At 63.6% G+C, this 16,792-nt stretch carries 22 protein-coding genes; 15 read left to right on the top strand and 7 right to left on the bottom strand.

All coding sequences use genetic code 11. From position 1 onward, the window contains the following. Positions 1-56: 56 nt before the first annotated feature. Positions 57-860: a hormone-sensitive lipase gene (locus AX756_RS17975; RefSeq protein WP_068315158.1), complete on the bottom strand. Its 804-nt coding sequence runs from the start codon at positions 858-860 to the stop codon at positions 57-59. Between the two features lie 12 nt (positions 861-872). On the opposite strand from AX756_RS17975, the gene AX756_RS26885 reads away from it, so the two are divergent. From AX756_RS26885 to AX756_RS17930, 9 genes are all read left to right on the top strand, one after another. Then, a complete protein-coding gene (locus AX756_RS26885) occupies positions 873-1,193 on the top strand; it encodes a hypothetical protein (RefSeq protein WP_156461555.1) in 321 nt (106 codons plus the stop codon). Continuing rightward, positions 1,190-1,501: an esterase-like activity of phytase family protein gene (locus tag AX756_RS26750; RefSeq protein WP_068314885.1), complete on the top strand. Its 312-nt coding sequence runs from the start codon at positions 1,190-1,192 to the stop codon at positions 1,499-1,501. Before AX756_RS26885 ends, AX756_RS26750 begins: the two co-directional genes overlap by 4 nt. Before the next feature lie 441 nt (positions 1,502-1,942). Then, entirely contained in the window at positions 1,943-2,632 is a 690-nt protein-coding gene (locus AX756_RS17960; RefSeq protein WP_068314879.1) for a haloacid dehalogenase type II, read from the top strand. Then, positions 2,629-3,465, top strand: coding sequence for an alpha/beta fold hydrolase (locus AX756_RS17955; RefSeq protein ID WP_068314876.1), 837 nt, complete (start codon positions 2,629-2,631; stop codon positions 3,463-3,465). Before AX756_RS17960 ends, AX756_RS17955 begins: the two co-directional genes overlap by 4 nt. Continuing rightward, positions 3,462-4,430 carry a threonine ammonia-lyase gene (locus AX756_RS17950; RefSeq protein WP_068314873.1) on the top strand — a complete coding sequence of 323 codons (969 nt, stop codon included), beginning with the start codon at positions 3,462-3,464 and terminating at the stop codon, positions 4,428-4,430. Before AX756_RS17955 ends, AX756_RS17950 begins: the two co-directional genes overlap by 4 nt. Positions 4,431-4,501: 71 nt before the next feature. Then, a complete protein-coding gene (gene pcaD / locus AX756_RS17945) occupies positions 4,502-5,287 on the top strand; it encodes a 3-oxoadipate enol-lactonase (RefSeq protein WP_068314871.1) in 786 nt (261 codons plus the stop codon). A gap of 139 nt (positions 5,288-5,426) precedes the next feature. After that, positions 5,427-6,302 carry a glutathione-dependent disulfide-bond oxidoreductase gene (gene yghU, locus AX756_RS17940; RefSeq protein ID WP_068314868.1) on the top strand — a complete coding sequence of 292 codons (876 nt, stop codon included), beginning with the start codon at positions 5,427-5,429 and terminating at the stop codon, positions 6,300-6,302. Between the two features lie 184 nt (positions 6,303-6,486). Then, positions 6,487-7,677, top strand: coding sequence for a TCR/Tet family MFS transporter (locus tag AX756_RS17935; RefSeq protein WP_068315155.1), 1,191 nt, complete (start codon positions 6,487-6,489; stop codon positions 7,675-7,677). 24 nt (positions 7,678-7,701) lie between these two features. After that, entirely contained in the window at positions 7,702-8,784 is a 1,083-nt protein-coding gene (locus AX756_RS17930; protein WP_068314866.1) for a Zn-dependent alcohol dehydrogenase, read from the top strand. A 223-nt stretch (positions 8,785-9,007) separates the two neighbouring features. On the opposite strand, the gene AX756_RS17925 is transcribed toward AX756_RS17930, so the two are convergent. Then, positions 9,008-9,691, bottom strand: coding sequence for a haloacid dehalogenase type II (locus AX756_RS17925; protein ID WP_068314860.1), 684 nt, complete (start codon positions 9,689-9,691; stop codon positions 9,008-9,010). A gap of 15 nt (positions 9,692-9,706) precedes the next feature. Further along, positions 9,707-9,967, bottom strand: a complete 261-nt coding sequence (locus AX756_RS17920) for a hypothetical protein (protein ID WP_068314858.1) — start codon at positions 9,965-9,967, stop codon at positions 9,707-9,709. A gap of 142 nt (positions 9,968-10,109) precedes the next feature. Between AX756_RS17920 and AX756_RS17915 the strand changes: the two genes are divergently transcribed. The 3 genes from AX756_RS17915 to AX756_RS17905 all read left to right on the top strand — a co-directional run bounded on the left by AX756_RS17915 (position 10,110) and on the right by AX756_RS17905 (position 12,196). Then, positions 10,110-10,487 (top strand): NifB/NifX family molybdenum-iron cluster-binding protein, encoded by a 378-nt coding sequence (locus tag AX756_RS17915; RefSeq protein ID WP_068314855.1) that lies wholly within the window; start codon positions 10,110-10,112, stop codon positions 10,485-10,487. A gap of 87 nt (positions 10,488-10,574) precedes the next feature. Next, positions 10,575-11,807 carry a mandelate racemase/muconate lactonizing enzyme family protein gene (locus AX756_RS17910; RefSeq protein ID WP_068314852.1) on the top strand — a complete coding sequence of 411 codons (1,233 nt, stop codon included), beginning with the start codon at positions 10,575-10,577 and terminating at the stop codon, positions 11,805-11,807. 116 nt (positions 11,808-11,923) lie between these two features. Continuing rightward, positions 11,924-12,196 carry a hypothetical protein gene (locus tag AX756_RS17905; protein WP_068314849.1) on the top strand — a complete coding sequence of 91 codons (273 nt, stop codon included), beginning with the start codon at positions 11,924-11,926 and terminating at the stop codon, positions 12,194-12,196. Positions 12,197-12,274: 78 nt separating this feature from the next. Here the strand turns inward: AX756_RS17905 and AX756_RS17900 are convergent, their stop codons facing one another. Further along, a complete protein-coding gene (locus AX756_RS17900) occupies positions 12,275-12,610 on the bottom strand; it encodes a hypothetical protein (RefSeq protein ID WP_156461553.1) in 336 nt (111 codons plus the stop codon). Positions 12,611-12,668: 58 nt separating this feature from the next. Then, entirely contained in the window at positions 12,669-13,112 is a 444-nt protein-coding gene (locus tag AX756_RS17895) for a hypothetical protein (RefSeq protein WP_068314840.1), read from the bottom strand. 228 nt (positions 13,113-13,340) lie between these two features. On the opposite strand from AX756_RS17895, the gene AX756_RS17890 reads away from it, so the two are divergent. After that, positions 13,341-13,523 carry a hypothetical protein gene (locus tag AX756_RS17890; RefSeq protein WP_068314837.1) on the top strand — a complete coding sequence of 61 codons (183 nt, stop codon included), beginning with the start codon at positions 13,341-13,343 and terminating at the stop codon, positions 13,521-13,523. Between the two features lie 44 nt (positions 13,524-13,567). On the opposite strand, the gene AX756_RS17885 is transcribed toward AX756_RS17890, so the two are convergent. Together AX756_RS17885 and AX756_RS17880 are read right to left on the bottom strand one after the other, a co-directional pair. After that, positions 13,568-13,843: a hypothetical protein gene (locus AX756_RS17885; protein WP_068314834.1), complete on the bottom strand. Its 276-nt coding sequence runs from the start codon at positions 13,841-13,843 to the stop codon at positions 13,568-13,570. A 73-nt stretch (positions 13,844-13,916) separates the two neighbouring features. Beyond that, on the bottom strand, positions 13,917-14,684 hold the full coding sequence (locus AX756_RS17880; RefSeq protein ID WP_068314831.1) for an alpha/beta fold hydrolase: 768 nt from the start codon (positions 14,682-14,684) through the stop codon (positions 13,917-13,919). Positions 14,685-14,762: 78 nt separating this feature from the next. On the opposite strand from AX756_RS17880, the gene AX756_RS17875 reads away from it, so the two are divergent. Both AX756_RS17875 and dacB read left to right on the top strand, forming a co-directional pair. Then, positions 14,763-15,137, top strand: a complete 375-nt coding sequence (locus tag AX756_RS17875; protein ID WP_068314828.1) for a hypothetical protein — start codon at positions 14,763-14,765, stop codon at positions 15,135-15,137. Between the two features lie 173 nt (positions 15,138-15,310). Next, on the top strand, positions 15,311-16,744 hold the full coding sequence (dacB, locus tag AX756_RS17870; RefSeq protein WP_231701096.1) for a D-alanyl-D-alanine carboxypeptidase/D-alanyl-D-alanine endopeptidase: 1,434 nt from the start codon (positions 15,311-15,313) through the stop codon (positions 16,742-16,744). Positions 16,745-16,792: the final 48 nt, after the last annotated feature.

The following is a 16,792-nucleotide window of genomic DNA, read 5'->3' as shown; positions in this document are numbered from 1 at the left end:
CACGCCCCAATGGGGCAAGATGCGCCAGCATCGCGCCTCGAGGGGGAGCCGCCCTCTCAGTCCTCTGCCATCGCGAACAGGCGTTGCATCATCGGGCTTTCAGGATCGCAAAGCGGGTCGATCACATCGAAATGGTGACAGCCCTCGGCAACGATCAGCTCCGCCTTCATCCAGGCATCGGCCATCCGGATGGACTGGTCGACAAAGGCCGGCCGCTCGGCCGATCCCACCTCGATCTCCACCGCGCAATCGGGCTCGGGATAGAAGATCGGGCTCTCCGACTCCGCCTCGGCGGCATCGATCCTGAGATCGCCATTCATCGGCAGCATGATCAGCGGGTTCAGATCGGCCAGTGGCGAGATTGGCAGGATCCCGGCAATCCGCGCTCGAACCGCCTCCGGCAGGTCCACATCCGGGCAGACCATCCGCATCGTCAGATGCCCGCCCGCCGAGTGCCCCGAGATCAGGATAGGTCCATCCACGCGCGTCGACGCGGCCTCGAGGGCTTGGGCGATCGACCGGGTGATCTCCGAAATCCGCGCCTTGGGTGCCAACGGATAGGACGGGATCGCCACCGCCCAGCCATGTGCAAGCGCCCCCGCGGCCAGGTGCGACCAGTCCTTGCGCCCGCTCATCCGCCAGAAACCACCATGAATGAAAAAGAACAGTCCCTTCGGCTCGCCCTCCGGAAGGAACAGGTCGAAGCGCTGTCGCTCGCCCGCCCCATAGGCAATATCCAGTTTCATCCGCTCCGATGGCATGTACTCCCGGAAGGCATCCGCGGCTGTCGCCCAACGCTCGAAAAAGCTGTGCCCCTCGGGAATGAAATCGGCATTGTCATAGGCGGTCGGGTCAATCATCGGAACGTCCTTGTGGCTTTCATCCGACATAGGCGCTCCGCTCCCGGCGCACCAGCCCCACCCCGAGAGACATCCGCCGAGATCACCAGCACCTGCGATCTCGGCGGCCAGCCCGACGCGATCGCCGCAAGCTTCCTCGCGGTGGCCATCGAAAACGGGCGTGCCGAAGATGACGGCATTCGCGCCCATGTGATGGTTTTCGAACGTGCCGAGGGGGGAAGCCCGATACTGATCTCCAAGGGGTTGAGCGGGCCGAATGGCGTGCCGGTGAACTGGAGCGCGATCTCCGGTCAGGTGGCCGATGCCGAAGAGCCGGGGGGCTCCATGCCGTGAATGACAGATTTTACGCGATACAGCCGTCGCTTCCCAAGATCGGCGCCAATGCGGTGACCAAGAAGATCTACCGCATCCCGGCCGCCGGCATGGTGCCCACCCCGCTCGACGGCAGGCTCAAGGTCGTATCGAAGGAAGAATTGCGCGATCTGCTGCCTGACCTCAAACAGCTGAACGGCTATGTTCAGGACAACGTCGAGGGACTGGCCATCGACCTGGCGGGCGAGGCTTTCGTGCCGACCGACAATGACGGCATCGACCATCATTCCGGTGAAACGTTATTCTTCTCTATCGGCAAGCTCGAATGAACGCACGAAGGGTCCGCATCGAGGCAAGGGGTGACCGGGATTTTCCGGGTGCCCTTTGCTTCGAGCCCTGCTCCAAGTTCCCGCTTTCCCGCACGACCAAGCTCGTTGACGTTCGGGGCGCGTGCTTCGCGCGCGGGAACGATCCTTTGGATCGTGCCTCCGGCGGGGATATTTGGGAACAGATGAAAGCGGACAAGGAGCCGATCGTCCTTAACCAGATATCCTGAGGAGCACTCCCGCCAGCGCGGGACTGCTCCGAGGCGCGTTCCACATCATCTACGGCGAAATAGGCATTCCAATGTGGCTGCACCTTTGGCCTGGGCTCGATACGGATCATATCCAGAATGCCCGCTATCGGCCGGCCGCGCGGCTGGCATGCCTGTAATCCGTCGTTTTCATCCCCACCGGCCTGTGCCACTCTTTGGCCCGAGGGAGACACAAATGACGATCAAGGTCGCTGTATTCGACGCCTATGGCACGCTGTTCGACGTCGCCGCCGCCGCCCGCCGCGCATCGCAAGAATCCGGAGGCGCTGCGTTGGCCGCGCATTGGCAGCAGCTCGCCGCGACATGGCGTGACAAGCAACTGCAATATACCTGGCTGCGCGCAATTACTGGGCAGCACGAGCCTTTCTGGCGGGTGACGGTCGATGCGCTTGATTTTGCGCTGGAGGCGCATGGACTTTCCGAACAGGCAACGCTGCGCGACCGGCTCTTGGCGCTTTATCGCGAGCTCGATGCCTATCCGGAAGTTCCCGAGATGCTCTCGCGGCTGCGCGCGGGCGGGCTGCCGACGGCGATCCTGTCCAATGGCTCGCCAGAGATGCTGCTCGATGCCGTCACTTCCGCCGGGATCGGCGATTTGCTGGACGCGGTGCTCTCGGTCGAGGATGTCGGGGTCTACAAGCCCGACGCGCGCGTCTATTCCATGGTGGGTGCCCGGTTCGATTGCACACCGAAGGAGGTTCTCTTCGTCTCCTCCAACGGGTGGGATGCCGCGGGGGCTGCCGGTTTCGGCTTCCGGACGATCTGGGTCAACCGGGCCGGGTTGCCGATGGACCGCCTGCCCGATCGGCCCGCACATGTTTTGACAGATCTCGAATCCGTTCCGGAGCTTGCCACCGCACCATGACCGAGTTTTTCAGCACGCCGGACGGGTTGCGCCTGGCCTATGACGACACCGGGCATGGCGCCCCGCTGCTTTGCCTGGCCGGGCTGTCTCGAAACATGGACGATTTCGCACCTGTCGTGGCGCATTTCGCCTCTCGCGCCCGTGTCCTGCGTCTCGACAGCCGTGGGCGGGGCCGTTCGGACCGTGACCCCGACTTTCACAATTACAACGTCCTTCAGGAAGCCCGCGACGTGGTCGTGCTGCTCGATCACCTCGGGCTGGAGAAGGTGTCGATCCTTGGCACCTCGCGCGGCGGGCTTATCGCCATGACACTGGCGATGGTGAATCCGGAACGGCTGCATGGTGTCATCTTCAACGATATCGGCCCGGTGGTGGACCCCGCCGGGCTGGCCGATATCATGGGCTATCTCGGCTACACGCCCAGTTATTCGAGCTTCGAGGACGCCGCCGACCGCCTTCCGGAAGCCATGGCGCCGCGTTTCAGCAATGTTCCGCGCGCGACATGGCAGGCATTTGCCGAGGCGCTGTGGACCGAGACCTCCGAGGGGCTCGATATCCGTTACGATCCCGCCTTGCGCAACGCGGTTCTGGAACAGGCCACCGATGGTGCATTGCCCGAAATCTGGCCGCTTTTCGAGGCACTTGCGCCCTTCCCTGTCGCGCTGATCCGGGGAGAGAATTCGAACATCTTGACACGTGAGACGGCAGAGGAGATGCGTCGGCGCAAGCCCGACCTGATCTTCGCGGAGGTGCCCGACCGAGGTCATGTACCGTTCCTCGACGAGCCGGAATCGCGTGCGGTGATTTCCGCCTACCTGGAGAGTTTTTCTTGAATATCGACGCCATCGAAGCTGCCGCAGCCCGGATCGCGGGCCATGCACGGCGGACGCCGCTGCTGTCCTCGCCCTTTCTCGACGAAATTGCCGGCAGACCGGTCCATGTGAAGGCCGAATGCCTGCAACATACCGGCTCGTTCAAGTTCCGCGGCGCGTGGTCTGCGATCTCGGCCCTGCCCGAGGGCACGCGTGGCGTGATCGCCTTTTCCTCCGGCAACCACGCGCAGGGCGTGGCGCTGGCGGCAAAACTGCACGGCCTGCCCTCGGTCATCATCATGCCCTCGGACGCGCCCGCGCTCAAACGCGCCAACACCGCCGCGCTCGGGGCGGAGGTCATCCTCTATGATCGCGCCACCGAAGACCGCGACGCTATTGGCGAGCGGCTGGCGGAGGAACGGGGTTTGAGCCTCGTGCGGCCCTTCGACGACGCGCAGGTGATCGCGGGACAAGGCACCTGTGGGCTGGAGATCGCCGCCCAGGCGGCGGAACGCGGCATCGAGCGGGCCACGATGCTCACCTGCTGCGGTGGTGGCGGGTTGACCTCGGGCATAGCGTTGGCGTTGGAGGCCCGTGCGCCGGGCATCACGGTGCGCCCGGTGGAGCCGGAAGATTCCGACGATGTCGGCTGCTCTCTGGCCGCAGGCGAATTGCTGCGCAACGCATTCCAAAGCCGTTCCATCTGCGATGCCATCGTCACGCCCGCCGCCGGCAAGCTGACCTTCCCCATCATGCAGCGCCTCTGCGGCCCCGGTCTGAGCGTGACGGACGAGGAATGCCTGAAGGCCGTCGCGCTGGCCTTCCTGCGGCTCAAGATCGTTCTGGAACCGGGCGGCGCCGCCGCGCTGGCCGCCGCGCTTTTCCATGGTGACGCGCTGGACGATGGTCCGGTCATCGTCACCGCCTCGGGCGGCAATGTGGACCCGGCTGTTTTCGCCCGTGCATTGGAGACATTGCCGGACTGAGCAATCCGGGCTTTCGCGCATGCACGCGCGGCGCTACGGATGGCCGCGACCCCAGCCAGGAGGATGAACAGATGCACATGGCGGATCTCGGTGATATTTCCCTGCATTGGCGCGAGGATGGCAGCCCAAGCGGCGCGCCCGTCGTCTTTGCCAACTCGCTGGGAACAGATCTGCGGATCTGGGACGACGTGGTCGCCCGCCTGCCCGAAAGTTATCGCGTCATCCGCTATGACATGCGCGGCCATGGCCTGTCGGATTGCCCGCCCGCGCCCTATGCCATGGGCACGTTGGTGCGCGATGCCGAACGGCTTCTGGACAGGCTGGCGGTCAAGGAATGCGTCTTCGTCGGCCTCTCCGTCGGCGGCATGGTCGCGCAGGGGCTTGCGGCCAAGCGGCTGGACCTCGTGCGCGCCATGGTGCTCTCCAACACCGCAGCCAAGATCGGCACACGTGGCACATGGCAAGAGCGTATCGCCGCTGTCGAGGCGGGCGGCATCGAGGCGCTGGCCGATGGGATCATGGAGAAATGGTTCACCCGCGCCTTCCGCGAGACCGCCGAGTTGAAACTCTGGCGCAACATGGTCACGCGCTCCCCGCAGGAAGGTTATATCGGCACCTGCCACGCCATCGCGGGCACCGATTTCTACACCACCACCGCCGCACTCACCCTGCCGACGCTGGCCATCGCCTGTTCCGAGGACGGCTCCACCCCGCCCGATCTGGTCCGCGAAACTGCGGAGCTGGTCAAGGGATCGGAGTTTCACCTGTTCCGCGCCGCCGGCCACATCCCCTGCGTCGAGCAACCCGACGCCTATGCGAGCCGGCTGACAGAGTTCCTGCGCGCCATCGGGCACTGAGATACGCGCCCAATCCAAAACACGAAACTGTCACGGGATGTTGCACGGGTAGCATCCGCGCCACTGGCACATATATTGAGCGCCAACAGCCGCGCGGACCACCGCAGGATCGCCGAAAGAACTGAAGGAATTGAACCACATGTTGAAGGAAGTCAGCTACGTCCCGCCGAAGGTCTGGACCTGGGAAGTCGACAACGGCGGCGAATGGGCGAGCGTCAACCGCCCCATCTCCGGCCCGACGCATGACAAGGAGCTGTCGCGCGGCAAGCATCCGCTACAGCTTTATTCGCTCGCCACGCCCAACGGGCAAAAGGTGACGATCATGCTCGAAGAGCTGCTGGAGCTGGGCGAGAGCGGTGCGGAATACGACGCCTTCCTCATCCGCATCGGCAAGGGCGAGCAGTTCTCCTCCGGCTTTGTCGAGCTGAATCCGAATTCCAAGATCCCCGCCCTGCTGGACACCGAAACAGGCACCCGGGTGTTCGAATCCGGCGCGATCCTGCTCTATCTGGCCGAGAAATTCGGGCATTTCCTGCCCAAGGATCTCGCCACCCGCACCGAGGCTCTCAACTGGCTCTTCTGGCTGCAAGGCTCCGCGCCCTATCTGGGCGGCGGCTTCGGCCATTTCTACGCCTATGCGCCCGAGAAGATGGAATACCCGATCGACCGCTTCACCATGGAAGCCAAGCGCCAGATGGACGTGCTGGACAAACGCCTGACCGAGAACCGCTACCTTGCCGGTGACGAATACACCATCGCCGATATCGTGACCTGGCCCTGGTACGGCAACCTGGTGCTCGGCAATCTCTACGATGCAGGCGAGTTCCTCGACGTGGAGAGCTACACCAACCTGCGCCGCTGGGCCGAGGAGATCCTCTCCCGCCCGGCCGTGCAGCGTGGCCGGATGGTGAACAAGACCTCTGGCGCGCTTTCCGAGCAGCTGCACGAGCGTCACGACGCCTCCGATTTCGAGCTGCGCACGCAGGACAAGCTGGAACAGGCCAGCGACGACTGAGACCCGCGGTTTTCGGGGCGAGTAGGATTGCCCCGATCCATCTTCTATGAGATCCGGGGTCGGGTATTGGCAGGCGAACTGTCGACGCCCGGCCCCGATTCATGAAAGCCCCCGCGACGTGACAGAAAGCACGCAGACCCTGACGGCCCCCGGCGCCAACCGCCCGGCCCTCGCCTTCATCCTGATGACGCTGGTGATCGATGCGATGGGGATCGGGCTGATCTTGCCCGTCATGCCGGAGCTGATCCGCGACGTGAATGGCGGCTCGCTCGGGGAGGCGGCGATCTGGGGGGGCATTCTGGCCACCGGCTTTGCCGTGATGCAATTCCTTTTCGGCCCGGTGCTCGGTTCGCTCTCCGATGCCTGGGGCCGGCGGCCGATCCTGCTGGCCTCGCTCGCGGTGATGTCGGCCGATTACGTCGTGATGGCGGTGACCGGCTCCATCTGGATGCTGTTGGCGGCAAGGATCGTGGGCGGCATCCTCGCCGCGACCCATTCCACCGCGATGGCCTATGTCGCCGACATCTCGCGCCCGGAGGAAAAGGCGCCGCGCTTTGCGCTCACCCATGCCGCCTATGGCGTGGGCTTCGTGATCGGACCGATGATGGGTGGACTGCTCGGCACTTTCGGACCGCGCGCGCCCTTCGTGGCCGCCGCCATCCTGGCCGCGCTGAACATGGGCCTCGGCTGGTTCGTGCTGCCCGAAACGGTCACGGACCGCATCCGCCGCCCCTTTACATGGCGCCGTGCCAACCCGTTCGGGGCGATCATGCATGTTGCCAACCTGCCCGGTCTTGGCCGGCTGCTGGCAGTGCTCGCGATCTATGAATTCGCGCTCTATGTCTACCCGGCGATCTGGGCCTATTTCACCCCTGTCCGCTTCGGCTGGGACAGCACCATGGTCGGCCTCTCGCTGGCGCTCTTCGGCATCGGTTACACGATCGTTCAGGCGGGGCTGGTGCGACCGTTCCTAAAGACGTTCGGCGAAAACGGCACGATCCTCTTTGGCCTCACCTTCGAGGTCGCTCTCCTGGCCGCGCTCGGTGTCATCACCTCCGGAACCGTCGCCCTTATCCTGACGCCGATCTCAGCCATCGGTTCGGTCGCCGTTCCGGCCCTGCAAGGCGTCATGTCCAAGCGTGTGGGCGAGGATACCCAGGGCGAATTGCAGGGTGTGATCACCTCCACGATCTCGTTGGCCACGATTTTGGCTCCACTGGTGATGACTCAGGTATTTTACTTCTCAACTCGCGAAGGCGCGGGCTTCCACCATCCGGGCGCGGCTTTCCTGCTTGCCGCTGCGCTAATGGTCGGTTGCGTGCTCCTTTATGTCGCGGGAACGCAAGTGCGCCGGGGCGATCCCGGTGGAAGCTGACCCAAACAACGCTCGGAGCTCCCCATGAGCAAACTGATCAAAGCGGCGGTCTGCCGTGCCTTCAACACCCCCCTGACAATCGAAACCCTCACGCTGGCCGCCCCCGGTGATGGCGAGGTCCAGGTGGAGATGGAAGCGGTCGCCATCTGCCATTCCGACATCTCCTATATTGACGGCGGCTGGGGCGGCACGCTTCCGGCTGTCTACGGCCATGAGGGCGTCGGTCGCGTCACCGCGACGGGTCCGGGGGTTTCCGCCATCGCCGAAGGGGACCGGGTGCTCGTGACGCTGATCCGCGCCTGTCACAGTTGCACCGCCTGCGCCACCGGCCACCCCGCCTATTGCGACGGAAACCCGGCCCGGGATACCCCCCTCACCGATGCCACCGACACCCCCGTGCTTGGCGCGATGAATTGCGGCGCCTTTGCCGAAGCGGTCACAGTGGATGCCTCGCAACTGGTCCGGATCCCCGAGGACATGCCCGCCGAGAGCGCCTGCCTGCTTTCCTGCGGCGTGATCACCGGCATTGGTGCGGCGGTCAACACCGCGGCCCTCCGGCCCGGTCAGATCGCGGTCGTTGTCGGCGCCGGCGGCGTGGGCCTCAACGCGATCCAGGGGGCCCGCATCGCCGGTGCGGCGCGGATCGTGGCCATCGACATGAGCGAGGAGAAACTCGCCATCGCGCGGGACTTCGGCGCCACCGATGGCATTCTGGCCAATGACCCCGAAGCGCTCGACAAGCTTCACAAGCTGGCTCCCAAGGGTGCCGATGCCGTGCTCCTTTGCACCGGCGCGATCCAGGCCTACAAGGGCGCGCTGGATTACCTCGCGCCGCGGGGACAGGTCATTCTCGTCGGCATGCCGCATGTCGGACAAAAGGTCGATTACGAGCCGGTCAATGTTGCCGCCGCCGGACAGGGCATTATTGGCTCCAAGATGGGCGACGCGGTCCCGCTCCGCGACATCCCCTGGATGATCGACCTGTACCGTCAAGGCCGCCTGAAACTGGATGAACTGGTTTCGGGCCGCTGGTCGCTCGAACAGATCAACGAGGCCATCGCGGACACGAAGACCGGCGGAGCCCGGCGCAACGTGATCCTGTTCTAAAGCCCCCTGCTTATCCGCATCGCAGGACATTTGCCGAGTGGAGGGGCGCTGCCCCCCCCGCGCTCTTTCGAGCGTTCCCCGGGATATTTGCGGAAAGACGAAGGACAGAGCGGAGTTGCTCTCATCTTTCCGGCTAGTGCCTCCGCTGGAGGCACGATACGCAGGATCGTTCCACCAAGGTATCCAATAGGAAACACAGTAGAATTTCTGTTCCGGGATCTCGTTAGAACGCTGCCACTCGCGCGGCAAGCTCGTGAAAATCGCTCGCCACGATATCCCAGCCCTCTTCCGCCCCGAGATCCGTTTTCTGGTCCGCCCCGTGCTCTTGCGGTCGCAGCACGAACCCGGTCGCCAACCCTTGTGCGCGCGCGGCGCGCAGATCGCCATTATGCGCCGCCACCATCATCACCTTCTCCGCGGGGAGGCGTAATGCAGCGCAAGCCGCGCGGTAGACCTCCGGCTTGGGCTTGTAATCACGCGCCAGATCGGCCCCGAGAACACAATCCCACGGCAGGTCGGCATGGCGCGCCATCCGGGTGATCAAGGCGATCGAGCCGTTCGAACAGGGGGCCACGATCCGCGACCTCCGGATCTCTTTCAAACCGTCAACTACATCGGGCCAGGGATCGAGCTTTTCCCAAGCCCGGTTGAGCGCTTCGGGGGCCCCGAGGTTCACCCCGAACCGATCCGCGACGATTTGGAGGTTCTCCAGATGCAGCTCATCGAGCGGAATATATCCCCGGTTGCCGGCACGCACACGCGCCATCGCCGGGTCGTATTCGCCGCGCCACGCATCGGCGAAGGCCAGCGCGTCGACCTCCGGCAGCACCGCCGCCACTTCGCGCGCGACCGAGCTGCGCCAATCGACACAGGTTCCGAAAACATCGAAGATCAGCGCCTCGATCATGACCGCCTCTGCGCGCTATCGCATTGCCGAGAGGTTCGCGATCAGCAGGTTGCGACGGCGGTCGGTCTCCTCGTTGATCCGCTCGGCAACACCCGTCGCATGGCTCAGATGCTGCTCGATGATCGCGGCCTGTTCGCGACAGCAGACCTCCATCGCCCGATGCATCGCCTTGTCGATGGCCGCGAGGATCTCGGCCTCGTGGCCGTCGGTCACCCCCGTACCTTCAATAGCCTTGATCTCTTCGAGAGCATCTCTTGCGATCTTGTTCAATGCCATGACCCTTCCTCCTCCAGTCTCCCGGCGCATCCAATCACGTGGCCGAACCAGGCTCAAGGGCCGGCAGGCATGTTGCACCCGATGGCGGGATGCGCCATTGCTAAAAAGGAAATATACCTTCTGTCATCGGTGGAGACCGTCCATGCGCATTGCCGTTGCAAGCCAGAATTTCCGCACCGTTACCGGGCATGCCGGGAAAACTCGTCGTTTCCTGATCTTCGAGGCAACGCCCGACCAGCCCGCGAAAGAGGTCGGCCGGCTGGACATGCCCAAGGAGATGTCCCTGCACGAGTTCCGCGGCGCGGGGGAGCATCCGCTCTTTGCCATGGATGCCATCATCGCGGGGAGTGCCGGGCCGGGGTTCATCCGACGCATGGCCGCACAAGGCGTCATCGCCTGCACGACGTCCGAGACCGATCCGGTGGTGGCGGCCTGCGCCCTTGCCGAGGGAAAACTGCCCGCCGCTCTACCCGATATTCACGACCACGCGGCTGGCGGGCACGGCTGTTCCTGCGCCTAAAGCCGATTGATCGGTTTCTGCTTGTCTTGTCCTGGCAATTCGCCTGAAGCTGGCCCTGAAACCGCAGAGACCCCGCGAAAGGCTGCCATGAAACTCGCCGATCTCGACATCATCGTCACCGCTCCGCCAGCCCCCGGCTGGGGCGGGCGCTACTGGATCTTCGTCAAGCTCACCACGGCTTGCGGCATTATCGGTTGGGGCGAAGTCTATGCCGCCGCCGTCGGGCCGGAGGCGATGCAGGCGGTCATCAAGGATGTATTCGAGCGCCACATGGCCGGTGAGAGCCCGGAAAATGTGGAGATGATGTTCCGCCGCGCCTATTCCTCGGGCTTCACCCAACGCCCCGATCCGACAGTGATGGGCGCCTTTTCCGGGTTGGAGATCGCCTGTTGGGACATTCTGGGCAAGGCGCGCGAGCGGCCGGTCTGGGCGCTTCTGGGCGGGCGGATGAACGAGCGGCTGCGGGCCTATACCTATCTCTACCCAGACGAAAACGATCGCCTGCCGGAATTCTGGGTCGATGCAGACGCCGCCGGGGAAGCAGCGGCCAAGCGGGTCGCGCAGGGTTTCACCGCGATCAAGTTCGATCCGGCAGGTCCCTACACGATCCGCTCCGGCCACCAGCCGGCAATGTCGGATATCGAACGCTCGGTGCGGTTCTGTCAGGCCATCCGCGATTCCGTGGGCGACCGGGCCGACCTGCTTTTCGGCACGCACGGCCAATTCTCGACCGGTGGCGCCATCCGCATGGCGCAGGCCATCGCGCCCTTCTATCCGCTCTGGTTCGAGGAGCCCTGCCCCCCCGACAACGTCGACGCCATGGCGCGCGTCGCGGCGGCCAGCCCCGTGCCCGTCGCAACCGGCGAACGGCTCACCACAAAGGCCGAGTTCGCGGCGATCCTGGCCGCCGGGGTTTCGATCCTGCAACCGGCCACCGGGCGCTCCGGCGGACTATGGGAGACCAAGAAGATCGCCGCACTGGCCGAGGCGCATAACGCGCAGGTCGCGCCGCATCTCTATGCCGGCCCTGTCGAATGGGCCGCCAATGTGCAGCTGGCCGCAACGCTGCCCAACCTGTTGCTGGTGGAAACGATCGAAACCGGCGGCGATTTCCACCGCGCGCTCATCGGCGACAGCATTGCCTTTGACGCGGGCTACCTGATCCCGCCCTCGGGCCCCGGCCTCGGGATCGAATTTGACGAAGCGCTCGCGCGCGCCCATCCCTACACGGGCGACGGACTACACCTGGAAATGCAGGAAGCGCCCTGTGACTATTCGCGGGAAAACGTCTTTGGCGGCGGCGCGCCGGTAAAGATGTGAAGGGCGACGCATCGGCGCGTGCGCAATCCAGTTCTTTGTCGGGCGGATAATCCCGGCTAACCTGAAATTGTGGCCGGGCAGGACTCGGCCCAGGTTCGCATTTCAAGGAAGATACCATGTCCATTTCCCGCCTCGCCCTTCCGCTTCTCTGCCTCGCCGGCCTGAGCGCCTGCGTCACCGTCGGAACGCCCGTTGTGCCGGATGCACCCGAGGTTGCCAGTTGCAAGGCCGCCGTCACCGCACAGGGCGGCTCGACAACCACGCTGGTTTCGACCGAACCGGTCATTGACGGCCAGATGGTGAAACTGCGCGAGGACAGCACCGGAACGACCTGGGATTGCATCATAGATTCCAACGGGGCGATCGAATCCGTCGATCTCTCGGCGTAAATCGCGTGCCGGCCGCGAAAAGCTTCGAGCGCGCTGCAGACAGCGCTCCGGAAACCTGAAAAAGCGCTCGAGGTCGCGTTACTCGGCGAGGCGCGCCTCGGTCACGGACCATGTGTCACCGGTCTTTGACAGGCTGACCCGCCCCACGACCCCTTCGACGGGATAGCGGAACTCCACTTCTGCCGAGCTCGCCTGTTGGTCAAACCGAGTGATTTCCAGATAGGGCTGATCGCCCTCAGGCGCGGCGGGGCTCACCTCGACCGGCGCGCCGAATTTTTCAAGCGATGCATCGGCGCAGGCCGGGTCCGAACAGACCAGCCGCAGCGGGCTGCGCTCCGGCAAACTGTCTACGTGGTAATATTGCTGCAATTCGGGCAGGTCGAGCACCAGCTGAAGCAGGGGAACATTCGTCATATTTGCCTCCACACAGGAGTTGAAACCGATCAGGGCCACCACAGACAGGGCCATGAAACTACCAGTACCGGTTGATATCCTTGCCATAGGCTTCTTTCTCGAATTCCTTGCCTTCTTCATATTCCTGATCCTTGCCGTCCTTCCAATCGCCCCAATGGACCATCTCGTGCAGCAGGGTGGATTCCAGCAGGATATGCATACGCGGATCCTTCGCGTCACTGGCAGAGTTCTCGAACTTCTCGCAGATCCCAACGTCGATATAGACCCGGTTGGGATCCGTTCCGCCGGAGAACTCCCCGTTCGCCTTTACCATAGCCCGGCAATCTACAATTGGGGTGGGCGAACAAGTGGTCAGCATCGCGCTCATGTCACCGCGCTTCTGCTCGGTATATTTCACGAAAGCATCGAAGACCTTTTTCTTCTTCGGCACCTTGGCCAGGTTGTCATAGATCCAGGCGGTGAGCTTGGGATAGGAGGCTTTCATTTTCTGAGAGACCATCATGGGCACAAACCTCGGTCTGAAAGGCAAAATCTGTTTGCAAAACGAAAGGGAGCCGATCTGAAACGATAAGCTTCCCCAACGTTATTATGGCACAAAATACCTTGTTTTCATAGCGGCTTGCGGTGAAAGCCACCGCCCATCAAAGGGCAGGAATTGATCGGGATCAACGACGTGAGGCCGCCGGATTGCTACCCGGCGACTGATTGATCGAACCCGTGAGGCCAGCCCGTGTTCAGACTGACGCTATTGCTGCATGCAATCACCTCGACCGTCATCATGGGCGTCGGCATCACGGCCGCGCTGGTGATGGGGTTCGTTTCTGCGACGGCGATCATCCTGTCCATTCTTGCCGGCCTCGTTCTTGGGTGGCCGGTTGCCAGGCTGATTGCGAAGGAACTCTACGAGGAGTGAATCCATCCCCGTCGAGTTGTTCGAAAACAACTTGATGTCAGAGGTCATGAAGCGCCGCGCGCCGCCTCCGGATGATCCTTCATGAAATGCTGCAGCGTGCGGAACAACTCCGCGGCATGCGCGACGTCGTCCTTGTGCATCGCAACGCGCATGTCGTCGCAAATCATCTGTTGAACCTTCTGCGCACCCTTGTGGATGTGCATCAGGTACTCACCCAACATGGTCGCATCGACCTCGTTGATGTGCTCATGCTCCGCAATGGCTGCAATCTGGTCTCGATCGAGGCAGCTCATGTCCTCCATATCGTCCAGTGTGATCATCCTATCCTCCCCTTTCGGCTGATCAGCTTACGTTACGGTAACATGGTAAATCTTTCTGAGTCCTTAATCGAGATCAATTGGCGGCATCGAGCCAGACGGCGATGGTCGATTCGAATTCCCGCGGCTTCTCGGCATGCAGCCAATGGCCGACGCCGGGGATCTTCACGAAGCGCGCGGTGGGGAAATAACCCCTGATAACAGGGCGATGCTCCGGAAGAACGTAATCGGAATCGCCGCCCGAAAGAAACAGCACCCGGCCGCCATAGGAGCCCTCGACAGCGGGCCAGGACAGGATCTTGTGCATCTCCTCGGCAAGGACATCGAGATTGAGTCGCCAGCGTGGCGGATCGGATTTGAGATCGAGCGATTGCAGCAGGAAGGCGCGAGTCGAATCTTCGGCCACGCGTTCGCGCAACGCCGCATCGGCCTCGGAGCGCTTGCGCAGCCCTTCGATGTCCAGCTCCTTCATTGCCTGCACGAGGTGCAACTGCGTATGCGCATAGGCGACTGGCGCGATATCGGCCACGATGAGCTGGCGCACCAGCTCCGGACGCCGCAGCGCCAGCAGCATCGAGGATTTCCCACCCATGGAATGGCCCAGCACATCGGCTTGCCCGCCATTCTGCTCGATCACCTTGGCCAGATCGTCGGCCATGTCCTCGTAGCCATTGGCTTCGGCCCGGAAGGAATCGCCATGGTTGCGCATGTCCACGGTGATCACCGGCCTGTCCGCCGAGAGCCGCTTGGCAAGCACGCCCCAGTTACGTGCCGAGCCGAACAGCCCATGCACGATCAGCAGCGGCGTTCCGCTGTCGGGGCCTTGGCGATAGGTGGCGAGCATCAGCTTCTCTCCGCGGTTGGCGTTTGGAGGTGTTAATTCCCTGTTTCGGCCTGCGGATCAACCGGCTAGAAGGACGCCATGATGAACCTGTCGCTGCCTGAAACCAATGCCGAGCTCGCACTTCTGTGGCGTAAGCAACTTGGCGTGCGCGGCAAGGATACCCTGCGGGCAAAGCTGCGCCGGGCACCCGGCACCCTGCCCCGCGCGCTGCGCCGCGAGGTGCGCTTCCTGATCGACATGGAAAAGCTCTGGGACAACCCGAAGCTGCGCCGGCAGATCGATTTCGGCCGGGTCGAAAAGGCCCAGTCGGAGTTGCGTCGTTTCCTCGACACGATTGATCCCAGAGATCGCCTGATCGGGCGGATCATCGGAATCATCGCACCGCTGATGCTCAACATTCTTTTGATCTTTGCCGCCATCGTGACATGGCTGGTGATGACCGGTCGGGTCTGAGCAGCAACGCGCACGGCCACAAACCGGCCACGGCTTGTGACAAATCGGTGATGTCCAACCCATTCCCCTTGCCCAGATGCGCTGGCTTTGTTTCACTCCGCGCCATGTCGAAAACGCCGTTCATCCCATCCCGTCGCTGGCTTCTGGCCGGTCTTGCCGCAAGCGCGGCGGATATGGCCTTGGCCTCTCCGCCAACCGTTTCGTTGCGCCCCATGCCGCGCCCGGGCGGTTCCGGGGGGCGGCTCTACCCGTCGGCGCAATCGCTGGTGGAACGGGCAAAGCTCGGCTCGGCGAAGGTCGGCTTTGTCGTCGCCGATGCGGCAACCGGCACCGTCCTGGAGGCAATGAACCCCCTCCTGCAACTCCCCCCGGCCTCGGTGGCCAAGGCGTTGACCGCACTTTACGGGCTGGAATGCCTAGGCCCGGACCACCGGTTCGCGACCCGGATTCTGGCGACCGGCCCGGTGGAAGGGGGCATGATTAAGGGCGATCTCGTGCTCGCGGGATCCGGCGACCCGACGCTCGACACCGACCGGTTGGCGGAACTCGCCAAGCTGCTCAAGGCGGCGGGTGTCAGCGGTGTCGAAGGCGATTTCCTGGCCTGGGACGGCGCGCTGCCCCGTATTGATACGATCGACCCCGAGCAGCCGGATCAGGTCGGCTACAACCCTGCCCTGTCGGGGCTGAACCTCAATTTCAACCGCGTGCATTTCGAATGGCGCCGCAACGGGTCCGGTTGGAACGTGGCGATGGACGCCCGTTCGGCCCGCTACCGGCCGGATGTGCGGGTCGCGCGGATGGAGATCGTGCGGCGGAAATACCCGATCTACACCTACGAGGATGGCGGCGAGACGGATCGCTGGACTGTGGCCAGCGGCGCGCTCGGGCAAGACGGCAGCCGATGGTTGCCCGTTCGCAAGCCCACGCTCTACACCGCCGAAGTGTTCCAGATCCTCGCCCGTGCCGAGGGCATCGCCTTGCCCGCAGCCGTTCCCGTGCGCACCCTGCCATCGGGTGCCGAGATCGCTCGTGTGGAGAGCGACGAATTGCGTCCGATCCTCAAGGACATGCTGAAATACTCCACCAACGTAACGGCCGAGGCCATCGGACTGGCCGCGACGGCGCATTCGACCGCGATTCCGAAGAGCCTCGCCGGTTCGGCCGGAGAAATGTCGGGCTGGATCGGCGGGCAGATTGACAGCGTGCGGCCCGCCCTCGTCGATCACTCCGGACTTGGCGGCGCGAGCCGGATAAACGCGCGCGACATGGCCCGAGCCCTCGTTAGGCTTGGCCCCGGTCAGAACCTTGAGCCGCTGCTCAAGCCGATCCGGATGAAGGATGAGAAGGGGCGTCCGATTGAAAACCACCCGGTCACAGTTCTTGCCAAGACTGGTACGTTGAATTTCGTCTCGGCGCTGGCCGGCTACGCGATCCAACCCGATGGCCGCCGCCTCGCCTTTGCGACCTTTGTGGCAGACCCACCGCGTCGGGATGCGATCCCGCGCGAACAGCGCGAGCGGCCGGAAGGTGTCCGCAGCTGGACCGCGCGCGCCCGCACTCTTCAGCTTCGACTGATTGATCGGTGGAGCAACGTCCACACGGCCTGACTGACAACGCTGGCATTGCAGCACAGGGGGCTTTGCCCCCCGCGCTCG

The sequence above is a fragment of the Aliiruegeria sabulilitoris genome, from assembly GCF_001558155.1.
GTDB lineage: Bacteria > Pseudomonadota > Alphaproteobacteria > Rhodobacterales > Rhodobacteraceae > Tropicimonas > Tropicimonas sabulilitoris.
This window is presented reverse-complemented; position numbering and strand designations above follow the sequence as displayed.

Bases quoted from the DNA above. Each gene is read 5' to 3' on its own strand.
- AX756_RS17975 (WP_068315158.1), bottom strand. From the start codon at position 860: ATGATTGACCCGACCGCCTATGACAATGCCGATTTCATTCCCGAGGGG.
- AX756_RS17960 (WP_068314879.1), top strand. From the start codon at position 1,943: ATGACGATCAAGGTCGCTGTATTCGACGCCTATGGCACGCTGTTCGAC.
- AX756_RS17955 (WP_068314876.1), top strand. From the start codon at position 2,629: ATGACCGAGTTTTTCAGCACGCCGGACGGGTTGCGCCTGGCCTATGAC.
- pcaD (WP_068314871.1), top strand. From the start codon at position 4,502: ATGCACATGGCGGATCTCGGTGATATTTCCCTGCATTGGCGCGAGGAT.
- yghU (WP_068314868.1), top strand. From the start codon at position 5,427: ATGTTGAAGGAAGTCAGCTACGTCCCGCCGAAGGTCTGGACCTGGGAA.
- AX756_RS17935 (WP_068315155.1), top strand. From the start codon at position 6,487: ATGACGCTGGTGATCGATGCGATGGGGATCGGGCTGATCTTGCCCGTC.
- AX756_RS17930 (WP_068314866.1), top strand. From the start codon at position 7,702: ATGAGCAAACTGATCAAAGCGGCGGTCTGCCGTGCCTTCAACACCCCC.
- AX756_RS17925 (WP_068314860.1), bottom strand. From the start codon at position 9,691: ATGATCGAGGCGCTGATCTTCGATGTTTTCGGAACCTGTGTCGATTGG.
- AX756_RS17920 (WP_068314858.1), bottom strand. From the start codon at position 9,967: ATGGCATTGAACAAGATCGCAAGAGATGCTCTCGAAGAGATCAAGGCT.
- AX756_RS17915 (WP_068314855.1), top strand. From the start codon at position 10,110: ATGCGCATTGCCGTTGCAAGCCAGAATTTCCGCACCGTTACCGGGCAT.
- AX756_RS17910 (WP_068314852.1), top strand. From the start codon at position 10,575: ATGAAACTCGCCGATCTCGACATCATCGTCACCGCTCCGCCAGCCCCC.
- AX756_RS17905 (WP_068314849.1), top strand. From the start codon at position 11,924: ATGTCCATTTCCCGCCTCGCCCTTCCGCTTCTCTGCCTCGCCGGCCTG.
- AX756_RS17900 (WP_156461553.1), bottom strand. From the start codon at position 12,610: ATGACGAATGTTCCCCTGCTTCAGCTGGTGCTCGACCTGCCCGAATTG.
- AX756_RS17895 (WP_068314840.1), bottom strand. From the start codon at position 13,112: ATGATGGTCTCTCAGAAAATGAAAGCCTCCTATCCCAAGCTCACCGCC.
- AX756_RS17885 (WP_068314834.1), bottom strand. From the start codon at position 13,843: ATGATCACACTGGACGATATGGAGGACATGAGCTGCCTCGATCGAGAC.
- AX756_RS17880 (WP_068314831.1), bottom strand. From the start codon at position 14,684: ATGCTCGCCACCTATCGCCAAGGCCCCGACAGCGGAACGCCGCTGCTG.
- AX756_RS17875 (WP_068314828.1), top strand. From the start codon at position 14,763: ATGATGAACCTGTCGCTGCCTGAAACCAATGCCGAGCTCGCACTTCTG.
- dacB (WP_231701096.1), top strand. From the start codon at position 15,311: ATGGCCTTGGCCTCTCCGCCAACCGTTTCGTTGCGCCCCATGCCGCGC.